We start from the raw sequence: 15,139 nt of genomic DNA on the forward strand, positions 1-15,139 counted from the left end.
ACCGGCATCCTGCCCCACCCCAGGGGCCGATCAAAAGTCCTAAAGGCCTCAAACCTGCCCGCCGGACGACGCGGAGCGTCGGCGACCGACGACAACGCCGCAGACGCGCGTGGCTGGCGCCTCCCCGCAGGCGCCACTTCGGACTCGCTCATCTAATGAGGCGTGTCCGGCTTCGGGCCCGGCTTCGGGTCCTCCGGCGGGCAGGTTTGAGGCCTTTAGGACTTTTGATCGGCCCCTGGGGTGGGGCAGGATGCCGGTGGATCGGAACTCTTGCGCGATCCCGCAGGACCCATGCCGTGAAGGAGATTTCAGTGACCAGTCCGGCCGGCCCTCCCGCAGGCGGGGGCGCAAGCGGGCAGAAGCGCCTGAAGCTGCTCGCCGTCACCGCGTGTCCCACGGGGATCGCGCACACCTACATGGCCGCGGAGAAGCTGCAGCAGGCCGCCGACCGTCTCGGCATCGACATGAAGGTGGAGACCCGAGGCTCGATCGGGGCTGAGAACGTGCTCTCTGACAACGATGTCAGAGAGGCGGACGGCATCATCATCGCCGCCGATACGGAGGTCGCCCGCGAGCGCTTCGCGGGCAAGCGGGTGCTGTCCACCGGTGTCGCGGACGGCATCCACAAGCCCGAGGAGCTGATCGAGCGCGTGCAGAGCGCGCCCGTGCAGGCCGCCGGCGGCAGGGGCCAGGGCGGGGGCGCGAGCGGGGGCGGCGGGGGTGGAGGCGGCGGCGGCCACGAGCGCAGCGCCGCGTACAAGGCGCTGATGAACGGCGTCTCGCACATGATCCCCTTCGTCGTGGTGGGCGGTCTGCTGCTCGCCATCTCGATCGCGCTCGGCGGACACTCCACGTCCGAGGGGATCACGTTCGACGAGGGGTCGTTCTGGTTCTACGTGAACGCCCTGGGCACCCTCGGCTTCACGCTGATGCTGCCGATCTTCTCCGGCTACATCGCCTACGCCCTCGGTGACCGGCCCGCGCTCGTCCCCGGCATGATCGGCGGTTTCCTGGCCGCCAATGCCACGACCATCTACAAGGCGGAGGCCAACGCGGGCTTCCTCGGCGCGATCGCGACCGGCTTCCTGGCCGGCTATCTGGTGGTCTGGATCAAGAAGGTCAAGGTCCCCAAGTTCGTCCAGCCGATCATGCCGATCATCGTGATCCCGATCGTCTCGACGCTCGCCCTCGGCCTGTTCTACATCTATGTGATCGGCCGGCCCATCTCCTGGGTGTTCACGCACCTCACCAGCTGGCTGAACGGGATGACCGGCTCCAGCGCGATCGTGCTCGGCGCCATCATCGGCCTGATGATCGCCTTCGACATGGGCGGCCCGGTCAACAAGACCGCCTTCCTCGTGGCGGTGGGCCTGATCGGCACCAACAACGCGGTCATGGGCATGGCCGCCGCAGCCATCCCGGTCATGCCGCTCGGCCAGGGCCTGGCGACGCTGCTGCGCCGCAAGCTCTACAGCGACCAGGAGCGGGAGACCGGCATCGCCGCCCTGTTCATGGGCTTCTTCGGCATCTCCGAGGGCGCCATTCCGTTCGCCGCCGCGCGGCCGGCGCAGGTCATTCCGGCGAACATGCTCGGCGGCGCCGTGGCCGGCGCGATCGCGGGGCTGGCCGGGGTCGAGGACTCGGTGCCGCACGGCGGCCCGATCGTCTCGCTCTTCGGTGCCGTGAGCGGTGTCGCCATGTTCTTCGTCGCGATCGCGGCGGGCACCCTCGTCACCGCGCTGGCCACGAACGCGCTCATCGGGATCAAGCAGCGCAGGAACGGCCGGGCGGCGCCGGGCTCCCCCTCCGCCGAGCCGGTCCCGGCGGGCGTGGGCGCCGGTGGTGTCGGTGCTGCCGCTGGTGCCGGTGGCCGCGGTGGTGCCGGGACGGCCGTACGGTCGCAGGCCGCGCCCGCCGCGGCTCCGGCCGCAGCCGCAGCCGCGGCCACGGACCAGGCCGCCGAGCCGGAGGTGCTCTCCGGGTACCTGACCGCGCGGACCGTGAAGACGGAGCTGGCCTCGGACTCCAAGGAGGCGGCGATCCGCGAGATGGCGGAGATGCTGGCCACCACCGGGAACGTCCGGGACGTGGACGAGCTCGTACGGGTCGCCCTGGCCCGGGAGGCACAGGGCACGACAGGTCTCGGCGAGTCGATCGCGATCCCGCACGCCAAGACGGACGCGGTGGCCCGGCCCACGGTGGGCTTCGCCCGGTCCGACGAGGGCATCGAGTGGGGCGCGCTGGACGGGACGAAGGCCCGGCTGGTCTTCATGATCTCCGTGCCGGAGGCCGCGGCGGGCGACGAGCACCTGCGGATCCTGGCGCTGCTGTCGCGCAAGCTGATGGACGGCGGGTTCCGGGAGCGGCTCCAGGCCGCGCCCGACGAGGCGTCGATCCTGGACGTGCTGCGCGAGATCCGGTAGCCGGTCCTGTCTCCACCCCGGCGTGCGGTCGGGTCGCGGACCGCGGAGGTACGGGGCCCGGCCGCCGTGCAGATCCGGCCCGCCCATATTCTTCCCGCCACATGCACCGCTGGGAGGGGAACGGATCCATGGAACACAGGCCGGGACGCAGACGGGGGATCTGGGCGGTCGTACTGCTGGTGCTCGGGACGCTCGCCTGGGGCGGCTCCATCGGCTACGGCGTCGCAGCCCCGCCACCGCAGGGCCTGGACATGCTGATGATGGCCGGTGACTCGATGCGGCCCGCCTACCGCCCCGGCGAGCGGATCTGGTTCGTCAGGGGTCCCCTCCAGGACGTCCGGCGCGGCGACGTCGTACTGGTCCGGGCTCCGTGGTTCCCGGAAAAACCGGTGCTGAAGCGGGTCGTGGCCGTCGGCGGTGACCGCATCTCCTACACGCGCGAGGAGTCGTCGCTGCGGCTGAACGGCGAGCCGCTCGACGAGCCGTACCTCCGGGACCCCGCGATGCCCGCGGTGCTCGACTTCGACGTGGCCGTTCCTGACGGCCGGGTCTTCCTGATGGGGGACAACCGGGTCAACTCCGTCGACTCCTCCCTCAACACGGCCGAGGAGGGCAGCGGCACGGTCGAGGTCTCCGCGGTCCACGGCCGGACGATCGAGGCTCCCGTCGGACTGCTGGCGGCCGGCGCCGTGGGCTTCGGCGGGATCCCGCTCGTCCTCGTCGGCGCCGGACTCGGGATCGCGGCGCTGGTGGTGCGGCGCAGGCGGCCGGCGCCTTGGCCGGCCCAGCCCGTCCACGGGGCCGTACACGCCGACTGAGGCGACTGCCCCGGGACACTCCGAAGGCCCCGCGAGTCGCTGCTCGCGGGGCCTTCGTACGTCCGGGGGCTACTTGGTGAGCGGGGTGGCCGCCTCGGGGCGGTAGATGTCCGGCTCCAGGTAGATCACGCGGGCGATCGGGACCGCCTCGCGGATGCGCGCCTCGGCGGCGTTGATCGCGTCCGCCACCTGGGTCGCGGTGTCGTGGCTCTCGACGGCGATCTTGGCGGCGACCAGCAGCTCCTCGGGGCCGAGGTGCAGGGTGCGCATGTGGATCACGCGGGTGACCACGACCCCGTCGACCAGCGCGGCCGTGATCTTCTCGACCTCTTCGGTGCCCGCGGCCTCGCCGAGCAGCAGGGACTTGGTCTCTGCGGCCAGGACGATCGCGATGATGATCAGCAGGATGCCGATGCACAGGGTGCCGATGCCGTCCCAGAGGCCGTCACCGGTCAGCAGGGCGAGGCCGACGCCCACGAGGGCCAGGACCAGACCGACGAGCGCGCCGAGGTCCTCCAGCAGGACGACGGGCAGCTCGGGAGCCTTGGCCCGCTTGATGAACTGGCCCCAGGTCTGCTTGCCGCGGATCGCGTTCGACTCCTTGATCGCGGTGCGGAAGGAGAAGGACTCGGCGATGATCGCGAAGACCAGGACGCCGACCGGCCAGTACCAGGCCTCGATCGCGTGCGGGTGGTTGATCTTCTCGATGCCCTCGTAGATGGCGAACATGCCACCGACGGTGAAGAGCACGATGGAGACGAGGAAGGCGTAGATGTAGCGCTCACGCCCGTACCCGAAGGGGTGCTGCGGTGTCGCCTCGCGCTGGGCCTTCTTCCCGCCGAGGAGCAGCAGCCCCTGGTTCCCGGAGTCGGCCAGCGAGTGGACGCTTTCCGCGAGCATCGACGAGGATCCGCTGAAGAGGAATGCCACGAATTTGGCTACAGCGATGGCGAGGTTGGCGGCGAGTGCCGCCACGATCGCCTTGGTACCGCCCGACGCGCTCATGGATGCGGGGTGTCCTTCCTAGCCACTGACCTACCGGCCGCACATTGTTGCAGCCGCCGGGACGGAGGCTACGTCAGACGACCACGGTGGCGCGGAATACGGTACCGGTTCCCGACAGTTCGACCGTTTCGCCCGCCGGTACGAAGACCGACTCGCCGGGGGCCAGGGCCAGTTCGCCGGCCTTCACGGAGCCCGCCGTGCAGAGCAGGATCTGCGGGGCGCCGGCCGGGAGGGTGCGGGAGGCGCCGCCGGGGGCGAGGAGGAAGCGGGAGAGCCGGAATTCGTCGATGGGGGTCTCGTAGACCTCTTCGGCGTCGCCCTCGGGGCGCAGCACCTTCGGGTCGCCCGACTCGAACTTCACGATCTTGAGCAGTTCCGGTACGTCCACGTGTTTGGGGGTGAGCCCGGCACGCAGCACGTTGTCGGAGTTGGCCAGCAGCTCGACGCCGAGGCCCTCGATGTAGGCGTGCGGGACGCCCGCGCCGAGGAACATCGCCTCTCCGGGCTGGAGTTGGACGTGGTTGAGCAGCATGGCCGCGATGACCCCCGGGTCGCCCGGGTAGTCGTGGACCAGGGTGGCGTACGCCTTGTACGGGCCGCCCAGGCGTTCGGCGGCGGCCGCGGCCTCGGCGACGGTGGCGGCCATCTGCTCGCGGTCGGCGGTGAGTACGGCCGTCAGCACCTCGCGCAGCGCAGCGTCCTCGGGGTGGGCCCGCAGCAGGTCGGCGTACGGCTTGAGGGAGTCGACGCCGAGGCCTTCGAGGAGGTCGGCGGCCTCGTGCGGGGCACGGAAGCCGCACAGCCCGTCGAAGGGGGTGAGCGCGCAGATCATCTCGGGCTTGTGGTTGGGGTCCTTGTAGTTGCGGTGGCCCGCGTCCACGGGGACCCCGCGGCGCTCCTCGTCCGCGTAGCCCGCCTTCGCCTGTTCCAGGTCGGGGTGGACCTGGAGGGAGAGCGGGGCGCCGGCGGCGAGGATCTTGAGGAGGAAGGGCAGCCCGGGGCCGAACCTGGCGACGGCGGCCGCGCCGAGTTCCCCCTCGGGGTCGGCGGCGATGACCTCGGTCAGCGTGGTCTCGCCGGAGCCGCGGTCGAGCCGGGAGGGGGCGCCGGGGTGCGCGCCCATCCACATCTCGGCCTGGGGCTCACCGGTGGGTTCGGTGCCGAGGAGGGTGGGGATGGCGGTGGTGGATCCCCAGGCGTAGGGGCGGATCGTGTTGGTCAGGCGGTCCATCGTCGTCTTCCTGGATAGAGCCGGGCAGGGGAAGTGTGCCTCAGCTGTGTCCCCCGGAGGCCAGCGCCAGGTAGGCGGTGGCGAAATCCGTGACGGCGAGGAGTTCGGCGAGCTGTTCCAGCTCGACGCCCTCCTCCGGTTCGAGCTCGCTGATGGCCGTGTCGTGGCTGAGGGCGAGCTCGCGTGCGGCGGGGGCGGCGGTGAGGCCGCCGGCCGGCCGGTCACGCAGCAGGACGATGCGGGCGCGCAGGGCCTGGGGCTCTTCGACCCGGTCACGGAAGAAGTCTTCGGGATCGGCTCCGGCGGCGAGGGCCCCCGAGAGCAGGACGCCGTGGGCCGGGAGGGCCTCGGGCAGGACGGCGGCGAGCGCGGGGCGCCCGGCGAGTTCGGCCAGGGTCGCGGCGAAGCGGCGGCCCGCGGGTCCGGCGCCGATGCCCTCGCTCCAGATGAGCGGGAGGGAGTCGGCGAGCTCGGCGGCGAGGGTCTTGGCCGGGTTGGAGTAGGTGGCGATGGCGGGCCCGCAGCGTTCGGCGGTGCGGTCGAGCCGGTCGGCGACGAGCTGGAGGCTGGCGGGGTCGGCGGTGACCAGGCCGAGCTTGTCGAGGAGCACCAGCAGCGGCGTCAGCAGGGCCCACAGCGCGCCGGGTCCGGCCGCGGCGGACTCGTCGTACTCCTGGTACGGGGCCTTGGCCATCGGTACGAGGAGCCCGTGCGCCCCGTCCACGGCCTCGCTCAGCGGGGAGCGCTCGGGGGCGACGGCGACGACGTTGCAGCCCCGCCGGTAGGCCTGCTCGGCGAGGACGGCGAGCCCGGGCTCGGTGCCGTCGGTGGTGGTCAGGAGCAGCAGGTCGACCGGGCCGACCCAGCCGGGCAGGGCCCAGCGCAGGGCTCCGGCGGCGTGCGCGACGCCGGTCGGGTCCAGCCGGATGACGGGGGCGGAGGCGCCGGCGAGGGCGCCGAGCAGGTCGGCGACGCCGGTGGCGGCGGTGCCGGGCCCGGCGATGAGGACGGCGCGGGGGCGGCCGTCGGGGTTCAGGTCGGCGAGGCCCGCCTCGGCTGCGTGCCGGGCTGCCGTACGGACCCTGGCGCCGGCCTCGGCGGCGCCGCGGAGCAGGCCGCGGCGGTCGGCGCGGGCGAGCGCGTCCGGTGCGTCGAGGAGCGACTCGTCGAGCATGGCGGCCTCCGGCTGTTGTGTGACGGAACCAGTCTGCGCGCGTCCGGGGCGGTGCCGGCCCGGACGCGGCCCGGGGGGTCAGGCGGGGCGGCGGGCCTCGTCCACGAGGAGCACGGGGATGCCGTCGCGGACCGGGTAGGCGAGTCCGCAGTCCTGGCCGGTGCAGATCAGCTCGGGAGCCGTCTCGTCGGCCGACTTGTCCTCAAGGGGCGAGTGGCAGGCGGGGCAGGCGAGGATCTCCAGAAGACCGGCTTCGAGCGGCATGGGGCGGTTCCCTTCGGGGATGCGGGTGGGGCGTGGTCAGCGTACCGCCGAGTCACCTGCGGTGCGCCCGAAGGTGGCCCCGGGGCTGCGCCCCGGGGGACCCTGCTCGGCCGGTCGCCTCCGGTGCGGGTCCGGAGTCCCGGGGCTCCGCCCCGGGGAACCCGGCTGCGCCGGGCACCGGGCTCTGCCCGGACCCGCGCCTCAAACGCCGGCGGGGCTGGATGTGTGCCCCGGCGGGGCTGGATCTGCGGTCTCGGCCGGAGGTCGGCCCCGGCGGGGCTGGATCTGTCCGCCGGGGGCTGGATGTGTCCCCCGGCGGGGCTGGATCTGCGGTCTCGGCCGGAGGTGTCCGCCCGGCGGGGCTCTGCGGCCCCGCCGGGTGGTGGGTCAGGCGCGGATGAGGGCGAGGACCTCGTCGCGGACCTTGGCAAGGGTCGCGGTGTCGCGGGCCTCGACGTTCAGGCGCAGGAGCGGTTCGGTGTTGGAGGCGCGGACGTTGAACCACCAGTCGGCGGCGGTGACGGTCAGGCCGTCCAGCTCGTCCAGGGTGAGGTCGCCCTGGGCGCCGTACGTCTCCTTGACCGCGGCCAGCCGGGCCGCCTGGTCGGCGACGGTCGAGTTGATCTCGCCGGAGCCCGCGTAGCGGTCGTAGGAGGACACCAGGTCCGACAGCGTGCCGTCCTGGCCGCCGAGGGCCGCCAGGACGTGGAGCGCGGCGAGCATGCCGGTGTCCGCGTTCCAGAAGTCCTTGAAGTAGTAGTGCGCCGAGTGCTCGCCGCCGAAGATCGCTCCCGTCTTGGCCATCTCCTCCTTGATGAAGGAGTGGCCGACGCGGGTGCGTACGGGGCTGCCGCCGTGCTCGCGGACGACCTCGGGGACCGACCAGGAGGTGATCAGGTTGTGGATCACGGTGCCGGTGTTGCCGTTGCGGTCCAGCTCGCGGGCCGCGACCAGGGCGGTGACGGCGGACGGGGAGACGCCCTCGCCGCGCTCGTCGACGATGAAGCAGCGGTCGGCGTCGCCGTCGAAGGCGATGCCGAGGTCGGCGCCCTCGGCGAGCACGCGGGCCTGGAGGTCCACGATGTTCTTCGGGTCGAGGGGGTTGGCCTCGTGGTTGGGGAAGGTCCCGTCCAGCTCGAAGTACATGGGGACCAGGTCCAGCGGCAGGCCCTCGAAGACGGTGGGCACGGTGTGGCCGCCCATGCCGTTGCCCGCGTCGACGACGACCTTGAGCGGACGGATCGCGGTGAGGTCGACCAGGCCCTTGAGGTGCGCGGCGTAGCCGGTCAGGGTGTCCTGCTCGGTGACGGTGCCCGGGACGGTGCCGGGGGCGATGGCGGGCGCGCCCTCGTCGCTCCACTTCTCGGCGAGCTCGCGGATCTGCCCGAGGCCGGTGTCCTGGCCCACGGGGGCGGCGCCGGCCCGGCACATCTTGATGCCGTTGTACTGGGCGGGGTTGTGCGAGGCGGTGAACATCGCACCGGGCAGGTTCATGGAGCCCGAGGCGTAGTACAGCTGGTCGGTGGAGCACAGGCCGATCAGGGTGACGTCCACGCCGCGGGCGGCCGCGCCCCGGGCGAAGGCGCCCGACAGGCCGGGCGAGGAGGGGCGCATGTCGTGGCCGACCACGATCGCCGTGGCACCGGTGACCTCGACGAACGCGGCGCCGAAGAGTTCGGCCAGGGGCTCGTCCCACTCGTCCGGTACGACGCCACGCACGTCGTACGCCTTGACGATGTTCGAAAGATCTGCGGCCACTGCCTGCCCTCCTGAAGGTCCTGTGCGGACAGCAAACCTACCCTGAACGCGGAGCAGCTTTTCAGACGATCTGAGCGTCAGGAGTCCGGCGAACGCAGGACGCGCAGGTGTCCGCGGCGGGTCTCGCCGGTCACCGGGCCGCCGTGGCCGCCGGGCTCCGCCGCGCGCTCGGGCGGACGGGCGGCCTCGCGCACGGCGTTGGCGAGGGCTTCGAGGTCGTCGCCGCTGGGGCGGGACGGCGCCGAGCCGTCGGACAGCCGGACGACGTCCCAGCCGCGCGGGGCGGTCAGGCGCTCCGAGTGCTCGGCGCACAGGTCGTAACAATGGGGTTCGGCATAGGTGGCGAGCGGGCCGAGGACTGCGGTCGAATCGGCGTAGACGTACGTCAGCGTCGCGACGGCAGGGCGGCCGCACGCGGTGCGCGAACAACGACGTACAAGGCTCACGACGTTGGACGGTACCGCACTCTTGACCGGGCCGCGACGACGCTCCCACCGCTCACTCCCCCGTGTCGTGCTCCCCGGCGGGCGGCGACGGCGCGGCCGGAGTCCGGAAAAGCCGTTCCGGCAAGGGCTACCCTGCGGGGGTGACGGACAGCTCCCTGCCTCCCCTCCCCGCCGAGCCCCCCGCCGGAGCCCCGGGCGCGGCCCCCGCCGCGCCGCGCCAGCGCAGGCGCGACCGGCACGGCCGGGGGATGCGCGGGCCGGTGGCGCCGCCGCAGGTGCCGCTGTCGGCGAGCCGGGCGGAGCTGTTCGGGGACCTCGTACGGGATTCCGTGGAGCGGCTGGAGCGGCGCTGGCCGCAGCTGGCCGAGGTGGAGTTCCTGATCGGGGACGTCCCGGGCCCGCCGGGCGGCCCGGACGCCGGCTGGAACGACGAGGCGGTGCCGCTGGGCGCGCTGTACGAGTCCCGCGAGGGGCGGCCCGCCCGGATCGTGGTGTTCCGGCGGCCGGTGGACATCCGTACGAAGACGCGCGACGAGAAGGCGCTGCTGGTGCACGAGATCGTGGTGGAGCAGGTGGCGGAGCTGCTGGGCCTCTCGCCGGAGACCGTGGATCCGCGTTACGGGCAGGACTGACCCGCCGGCTGCGCCGGCGCCGTAAGGTGCGGCGCCGTTGCGGGGGCTCTGCCCCCGAGCCCCCGCGCCTCGAACGCCGGCGAGGCTGAATTACCTGGTCAGCACCGAGAGGTCCTGGACGGCGCGGGGCACCGAGACCGTGGAGTGGTCGTCCGACAGGGTCTGGACCGTGAACATCGCGATGCCCTCGTGCGGGAGGGACAGGGTGCGGGCCGCGTGGACCGGGCCGCCCGAGAGGGTTTCGACGGTGAGGGCGTAGGAGCCCTTTCCGCCCGCCGGGGCCAGCGACACCGGCTGTGTCGTGCCCGCCTTGACCACGACCTCCTGGGAGGCGGGCTCACCGCCGCCGGTGGTCGGCGAGGCCGTCACCTTGACCTTCGCGTCCGTCCCGCCGGGGACCGTCAGCGCGAGCAGGGTCGCGTTCTCGTCGGCCCGGTTGTCGGCGACGGTCGCCCGCGCGCCCACCGGCCCGGTGGCCTGGACGAAGCCCAGCTCCTGCTTGGCGCCGCTGCCGCGGACCACGCGTACCGCCGCGACCACGGGTGCGGCCTTGGCGGCGTCCGCCGGGGCCAGCAGGAGGGAGCCCGCCTCGCCGCGGGTCAGGTCCTTGAGGTCCACGCTCGCCGTCATGCCGGCCTTGACGTGCAGCTGTTCGCTGCCCGCCGGGCTGATGGCGCCGTTCGGTCCGGCCAGCCGGAGCTTCAGGTCGGCGTCCTCCTCGCCGGGCGCGAAGACGACCAGCCGTACGGAGGCGGCGTCCGCCGGGATGCCCGGGAGCACCAGTGAGCCCGCCGGGTCGGTGGAGGCCGCGAGCCAGTCGGCGCCCACCCCCTCCTCGGCGACCTGCACCGAGGCGCCGACGCGGCCCGCACGGGTCGTCACATGGGCGGTGGCGTCCGCGAGCTGGGCCCCGGGGGCGAGGGAGGACAGCAGGACGGACTTGGTGGACTTCGGGTCGATCCTGATGTTCTCGCTGGTGCCCTGGTCGGGCTTGGCCAGCCCGTCGGGGCCGAAGAGCCTGATGTCGACGACGGCCGCGGCGTCGTCCGGGTTGGTGAGGTGGAGGTAGTCCTCGCGGCCCTTGGCGGTGCTCACCCCGGGGAACCAGAAGTCGGTGTCCGGCGCGGTGCAGCCGGCGCCGAGGACACCGCGCGCGCGGCCGACCGAGACCTTGGTGGTCAGCTGGGCGGTCCAGCCGGGGGCGAGGACGCCCTCGGCGCTGCCGTTCAGCGCGGGGGCGTCGGCTCCGGTGGCGGTGGCTCCCGCGGGCTTGCCGGTCTCCTTGAGCTCCAGTACCGCCTTGGCGTCCTTGTTCGCGCCGAGCAGCCGGGCCGCGCCCTTGCCCTCGGCGGATCCGGCCGGGCCCGGGGTGAACGCCGTGTACGTGGTGTCCGCGATGTCCGAGGTGCTGGGCGCGGGGCACACCAGCAGGGACCGCTCCACCGGCATCCGGGCGGCGGCCGCCGCGTTGCCTTCGGCGGCCTTGCCCTCGCCGGCGGGAGCGGTGAGGGAGGCGATGCCGGTGACCGCGGCGAGGGCCGCGGCCACGGCGGCCAGCGTGAGAGGTGCTCGCTGCTTCACTGCTGGGGGCTCCCGTCCGGACGCACGTCGTGCTGGGCGTGGGGGTCGTACGGCTCGTAGGGCTCGTACGGGTAGGGGTACGGCTGCTGCTGGGGGTAGGGGGTCTCGTACGCCGGCGCGCCCTGCTGCGGGTAGGGGTACGGCTCGTACTCCGGCGCGGGCGTGTAGGGCTGCGCCGGCTGCTGCTCGTAGGCGTAGCCGCCCTGGTCGGCCTGCGGCTGGTACGCGTAGGTCTCCTCCCCGTACACCGGCTGCGCCGGGATCTGCGCGTACGGGTCGGCGGCCGCGGCCGTCTCCACGGGCGCGGCGGGGGCGGGCTCCGCCTCCGCGCGCAGCCGGCGGGCGCGGCGGCCCTCCCCGGCCTCGCCGGGGCCGGGCTGGGAGGGGAGTGCGGCCTCCTCCTCGGGCAGGTCGTCGTCGAGCCGGGCCCGGCGGCCCGGGAGGGCCATGACCAGCAGCACGAGGGCGAGCAGGCCCTGGGACCAGTGCCAGGCGGTGCGGGTCAGGGAGGTCTCGTGGACGAGGTCGAGGCGGCCGCCGGCGGCGGGCAGTTCGAAGCCCTGCGCCCAGCCGTCCAGGGTCTTGGGCGTGAGGGGCTTGCCGTCGAGGGTGGCCTGCCAGCCGGGGGCGGCGCGGTCGGCGATGCGCAGCACGCGGCCCGCCTCGCCGGCCGGGATCTTGCCGTGGGCCTCGACGGGGCCGGAGGCGACGGGGACGGGGGCCTCGCCCGCCGTGCCGGGCACGATGACGGCGCGGGGCAGCCAGGGTTCGACGCCCCACAGCGCGGTGCCGTCCTGCTGGTGGCGCCGGCTCAGGCCGGGGGTGGCGTCGAGGACCCGGCGGATCTCTTCGGGGCCGCCGGGCCGGAACATCACGAAGCGGATGGCGTAGGCGCTGAGCTGGCTGGACTGGTCGGCGCCGGAGCCGGCGACGAGGTTGGAGACGACCTTGTCGAGGCGGGGGTCGCTGCCGCTGCGGGCGGCGGTCTCCGCGGCGCCGAGACGGCCGCCGGATCCCCGGACGAGGCTGTAGGAGATGGTGGCGGGCGAGCCGGGGTCGAGGATCAGGGTGCGGGTCTGGTTGTCGTCCCCGCCTGCCTCGGCGACGAAGGCCGGGACCTGTACGGGGTCGCGCCGCTCCAGCGGGCCGTCGGCGCCGGCGAGCAGCCAGCCGGCCGCGCCGAGGACGGGGCCGACGGCGGCGGCGAGGGCGATGAGCGCGGCGAGCGGCTGGCGCCAGCCGAAGCTGCGGGCGGCGACGCGCTCCTTGGCTCCGTCGGCGCCGAGCGCGGCGGCGGCGAGGAGGGCCAGTCCGTAGAGGAGGGTGGCGGGCCCCGCCCAGGCCGTGCGGTTGAGGAGGACGGCCAGCAGCAGCGCGGTCAGGGCGACGGCCCAGGCGGTGCGGACGGCGAACTGCCGGTCGGTGCGGAGCAGGGCGCCGAGGGCGGCGAGGACGATCCCGGCGAGCAGCAGGCCGCCGGAGGTCCCCGGGCCGCCGGGGCTGGTGCCGAGCAGGTCCAGGGCGGTGGCGGAGCCGGTCCCGTAGGGCAGTCCGGCTTCGCGCAGGAAGCGGCCGGGGTCGGTGAGCAGGCCCAGCGACCAGGGGGCGAGCGCGAGGAGGGGCACGGCGAGGGTGGCGAGCAGCCGCGGGCCGTACGTCTTCCACTGCGCGCGGCGCAGGACGAGCGCGGCGGTCCCCAGTACGGCGGCCAGCGGCCAGACGACGGGGGTGAAGGCGGTGGCCAGGGTCAGCAGCAGCGTGTACGTCCACACCGCGCGCCAGCCGCCCTTGGCGCCCCGGGCCTCGCTGTCGCCGAGGGCGAAGGCGGAGACCGCGGCGCGGGCGGTGAGCGGCAGCAGTACGGCGAGGACCGCGGTGCCGAGACGGCCGCCGGCGAGGGCTCCGGTCACGGCGGGGAGGAAGGCATAGGCGAGGGCGGCCCAGGCGCGCAGCAGGCGGGATTCGACGAGCGGCCGGGACGCGAAGTAGGCGGTCAGTCCGGCGAGCGGGACGGAGCCTACGAGCAGCAGGGTCAGTGCGGCGTGGGTGGAGCCGAACAGCAGGGTGGAGAGGGCGCCGAGGACGGCGAGGTAGGGGGGTGCGTCGGCGGTGGAGCCGGTGCCCACGGCGTGCCAGGTGTCGGTGTAGCCGCGCCAGAGGTCGAGGCCGCTGTCGGGGGCGGGGAGCAGGGCGCCGCCCATGAGGGAGCCGCCGCCGATCAGGGAGCGGCAGGCGGCGAGGGAGACGAGCAGGAGCAGGCCGAAGAGGACGGGTGCGGGGTTGCGGGCGATGCGCTTGAGGCGCGCGTACCGCTCGGTGGTCTGCGGGTAGTCGCCGTCCTCCCCGGGCGCGGTCAGGACGCTGGGCGCGCCGTGCCGTCCGGCGGCGGCGGACTCGGTGTCGCGGCCGTCGCCGAAGTATCCGGCGAGCTGTTCGGCGTTGGCCCGCAGCGAGGCGCCGGGCGGCGGGAAGAGGGGGCGCAGTTCGGCGGCGGGGACGGCGGGGTGGCGGCGGGCCTTGCGGGCGGCGAGGACGCGGCCGGGGCGGAGCAGGGTGGCGAGGAGGCCGGTGAACTCGTCCACGGCCTGGCCGGGGGCCTTGCCGACGAGGTAGGCGAGGGTGCGCAGCAGGGTGCCGAGCAGCAGGCGCAGCAGGACGTAGGGCAGGGCCCGGCCGGAGCTGTTGGCGAGCATCGTGTAGACGGCGCCGGCCTTGTCGACGCGGTGCGGGCTGGACGTCGTACGTCCGGCGCAGTCGACGGTGCGGCGCTCGCGGGCGGAGGCTTCGGCGTGGCGCAGGACGGCGTCGGGGGCGACGAGGACGGTGTGGCCGGCGCTCTGTGCGCGCCAGCAGAGGTCCACGTCGTCGCGCATGAGGGGCAGGCGTCTGTCGAAGCCGCCGAGGGCGTCGTAGACGTCGCGGCGCACGAGCATGCCGGCGGTGGAGACGGACAGGACGGGGCGGACCTGGTCGTGCTGGCCCTGGTCCTGTTCGCGGCGGTCGAGCCCGGTCCAGCGGCGGCCGCTGCGGGCGATGCTGACGCCTGCTTCGAGGAGCTGCTTCTTGTCGTACCAGCCGCGCAGTTTGGGGCCGATGACGGCGGCGTCGGGGTTCTCCTCGGCGACGCGCAGGAGCTCGGTGAGGGCGTCGGGTTCGGGGGCGCTGTCGTCGTGGAGGAGCCAGAGCCACTGGACGGGTTCGCCGTGGGGGAGTTCGGGGAGGTCGTAGTTGTCGTCGCGCCAGGTGCGGCTGACGGGGTCCCAGCCGCTGGGGCGCTTGAGGTAGGGGAGGTCCTCGGCGGTCAGGGTGCCCGCGGTGCGGGCGGCCTCCTCGACGGCGGCGCCGAATCCGGTGCGGCGGGCGAGGTGGAGGACCCGGTCGTCGCCGAGGGCCTGGTGGAGCAGGCTCGCGGAGTCGTCGGCGCTGCCGGTGTCGGCGGCGATGTGGTTCTGCGCGGGGCGTTCCTGGCCGAAGAGGCCGGCGAGCGTCCGGGGCAGCCAGCGGGCGCCGTCGTGGGCGACGAGGACCGCGGTGACGACGTGCCGGGGGAACTCGGGGGTGGCGGGGGCCTGGTGGGAGGCCGTCGACTGGCTGTGCAGGGACATCGCGGTACGGGCCCTCCGGCCGGGGGTCCGGGGGTGGTGTGCCCTCGGAGGCTGCTGGACAGCGCCCCACACTAACGGCTGGCAGCAGAGCGGTCCGCCTCCTGCGGGGAAGGTGCGGGAGGCGGACCGTTTGCTCCAGCCGGTGCTCCGTCGGAGGTGCGGCTCGATATGCCGTGCGGTGGGTCGTGCGGTGTGCGGTGCG

The 15,139-nt window shown here is 74.1% G+C and carries 11 protein-coding genes; 3 read left to right on the forward strand and 8 right to left on the reverse strand.

The window, feature by feature from the left end; all coding sequences use genetic code 11:
- Positions 1-311: 311 nt before the first annotated feature.
- Both AB0D94_RS17320 and lepB read left to right on the forward strand, forming a co-directional pair.
- Positions 312-2,423: a fructose-specific PTS transporter subunit EIIC gene (locus tag AB0D94_RS17320; RefSeq protein ID WP_362052119.1), complete on the forward strand. Its 2,112-nt coding sequence runs from the start codon at positions 312-314 to the stop codon at positions 2,421-2,423.
- A gap of 128 nt (positions 2,424-2,551) precedes the next feature.
- A complete protein-coding gene (gene lepB / locus AB0D94_RS17325; RefSeq protein ID WP_362052121.1) occupies positions 2,552-3,241 on the forward strand; it encodes a signal peptidase I in 690 nt (229 codons plus the stop codon).
- 69 nt (positions 3,242-3,310) lie between these two features.
- On the opposite strand, the gene AB0D94_RS17330 is transcribed toward lepB, so the two are convergent.
- The 6 genes from AB0D94_RS17330 to AB0D94_RS17355 all read right to left on the reverse strand — a co-directional run bounded on the left by AB0D94_RS17330 (position 3,311) and on the right by AB0D94_RS17355 (position 9,119).
- Positions 3,311-4,246 (reverse strand): cation diffusion facilitator family transporter, encoded by a 936-nt coding sequence (locus AB0D94_RS17330; RefSeq protein ID WP_362052123.1) that lies wholly within the window; start codon positions 4,244-4,246, stop codon positions 3,311-3,313.
- A 73-nt stretch (positions 4,247-4,319) separates the two neighbouring features.
- Positions 4,320-5,477 (reverse strand): mannose-6-phosphate isomerase, class I, encoded by a 1,158-nt coding sequence (gene manA / locus AB0D94_RS17335; protein WP_362052125.1) that lies wholly within the window; start codon positions 5,475-5,477, stop codon positions 4,320-4,322.
- A gap of 40 nt (positions 5,478-5,517) precedes the next feature.
- On the reverse strand, positions 5,518-6,651 hold the full coding sequence (locus tag AB0D94_RS17340) for an SIS domain-containing protein (protein ID WP_362052127.1): 1,134 nt from the start codon (positions 6,649-6,651) through the stop codon (positions 5,518-5,520).
- Positions 6,652-6,729: 78 nt separating this feature from the next.
- A complete protein-coding gene (locus tag AB0D94_RS17345) occupies positions 6,730-6,915 on the reverse strand; it encodes a Trm112 family protein (RefSeq protein WP_037797711.1) in 186 nt (61 codons plus the stop codon).
- A 387-nt stretch (positions 6,916-7,302) separates the two neighbouring features.
- Positions 7,303-8,673 carry a phosphomannomutase/phosphoglucomutase gene (locus AB0D94_RS17350; RefSeq protein ID WP_362052130.1) on the reverse strand — a complete coding sequence of 457 codons (1,371 nt, stop codon included), beginning with the start codon at positions 8,671-8,673 and terminating at the stop codon, positions 7,303-7,305.
- Between the two features lie 77 nt (positions 8,674-8,750).
- Positions 8,751-9,119, reverse strand: coding sequence for a DUF3499 domain-containing protein (locus AB0D94_RS17355; protein ID WP_362052132.1), 369 nt, complete (start codon positions 9,117-9,119; stop codon positions 8,751-8,753).
- Between the two features lie 248 nt (positions 9,120-9,367).
- Between AB0D94_RS17355 and AB0D94_RS17360 the strand changes: the two genes are divergently transcribed.
- A complete protein-coding gene (locus AB0D94_RS17360) occupies positions 9,368-9,751 on the forward strand; it encodes a metallopeptidase family protein (RefSeq protein ID WP_266938836.1) in 384 nt (127 codons plus the stop codon).
- A 90-nt stretch (positions 9,752-9,841) separates the two neighbouring features.
- Here the strand turns inward: AB0D94_RS17360 and AB0D94_RS17365 are convergent, their stop codons facing one another.
- Together AB0D94_RS17365 and AB0D94_RS17370 are read right to left on the reverse strand one after the other, a co-directional pair.
- Positions 9,842-11,332, reverse strand: a complete 1,491-nt coding sequence (locus AB0D94_RS17365; RefSeq protein ID WP_362052134.1) for a DUF5719 family protein — start codon at positions 11,330-11,332, stop codon at positions 9,842-9,844.
- Entirely contained in the window at positions 11,329-14,937 is a 3,609-nt protein-coding gene (locus AB0D94_RS17370) for a glycosyltransferase family 2 protein (protein ID WP_362052136.1), read from the reverse strand. Before AB0D94_RS17370 ends, AB0D94_RS17365 begins: the two co-directional genes overlap by 4 nt.
- Between the last annotated feature and the right edge of the window lie 202 nt (positions 14,938-15,139).

Source organism: Streptomyces sp. NPDC048255, assembly GCF_040652415.1.
In the GTDB taxonomy this organism is placed as follows: domain Bacteria; phylum Actinomycetota; class Actinomycetes; order Streptomycetales; family Streptomycetaceae; genus Streptomyces.

Bases quoted from the DNA above. Each gene is read 5' to 3' on its own strand.
- AB0D94_RS17345 (WP_037797711.1), bottom strand. From the start codon at position 6,915: ATGCCGCTCGAAGCCGGTCTTCTGGAGATCCTCGCCTGCCCCGCCTGC.
- lepB (WP_362052121.1), top strand. From the start codon at position 2,552: ATGGAACACAGGCCGGGACGCAGACGGGGGATCTGGGCGGTCGTACTG.
- AB0D94_RS17330 (WP_362052123.1), bottom strand. From the start codon at position 4,246: ATGAGCGCGTCGGGCGGTACCAAGGCGATCGTGGCGGCACTCGCCGCC.
- AB0D94_RS17370 (WP_362052136.1), bottom strand. From the start codon at position 14,937: ATGTCCCTGCACAGCCAGTCGACGGCCTCCCACCAGGCCCCCGCCACC.
- AB0D94_RS17340 (WP_362052127.1), bottom strand. From the start codon at position 6,651: ATGCTCGACGAGTCGCTCCTCGACGCACCGGACGCGCTCGCCCGCGCC.
- AB0D94_RS17360 (WP_266938836.1), top strand. From the start codon at position 9,368: ATGCGCGGGCCGGTGGCGCCGCCGCAGGTGCCGCTGTCGGCGAGCCGG.
- manA (WP_362052125.1), bottom strand. From the start codon at position 5,477: ATGGACCGCCTGACCAACACGATCCGCCCCTACGCCTGGGGATCCACC.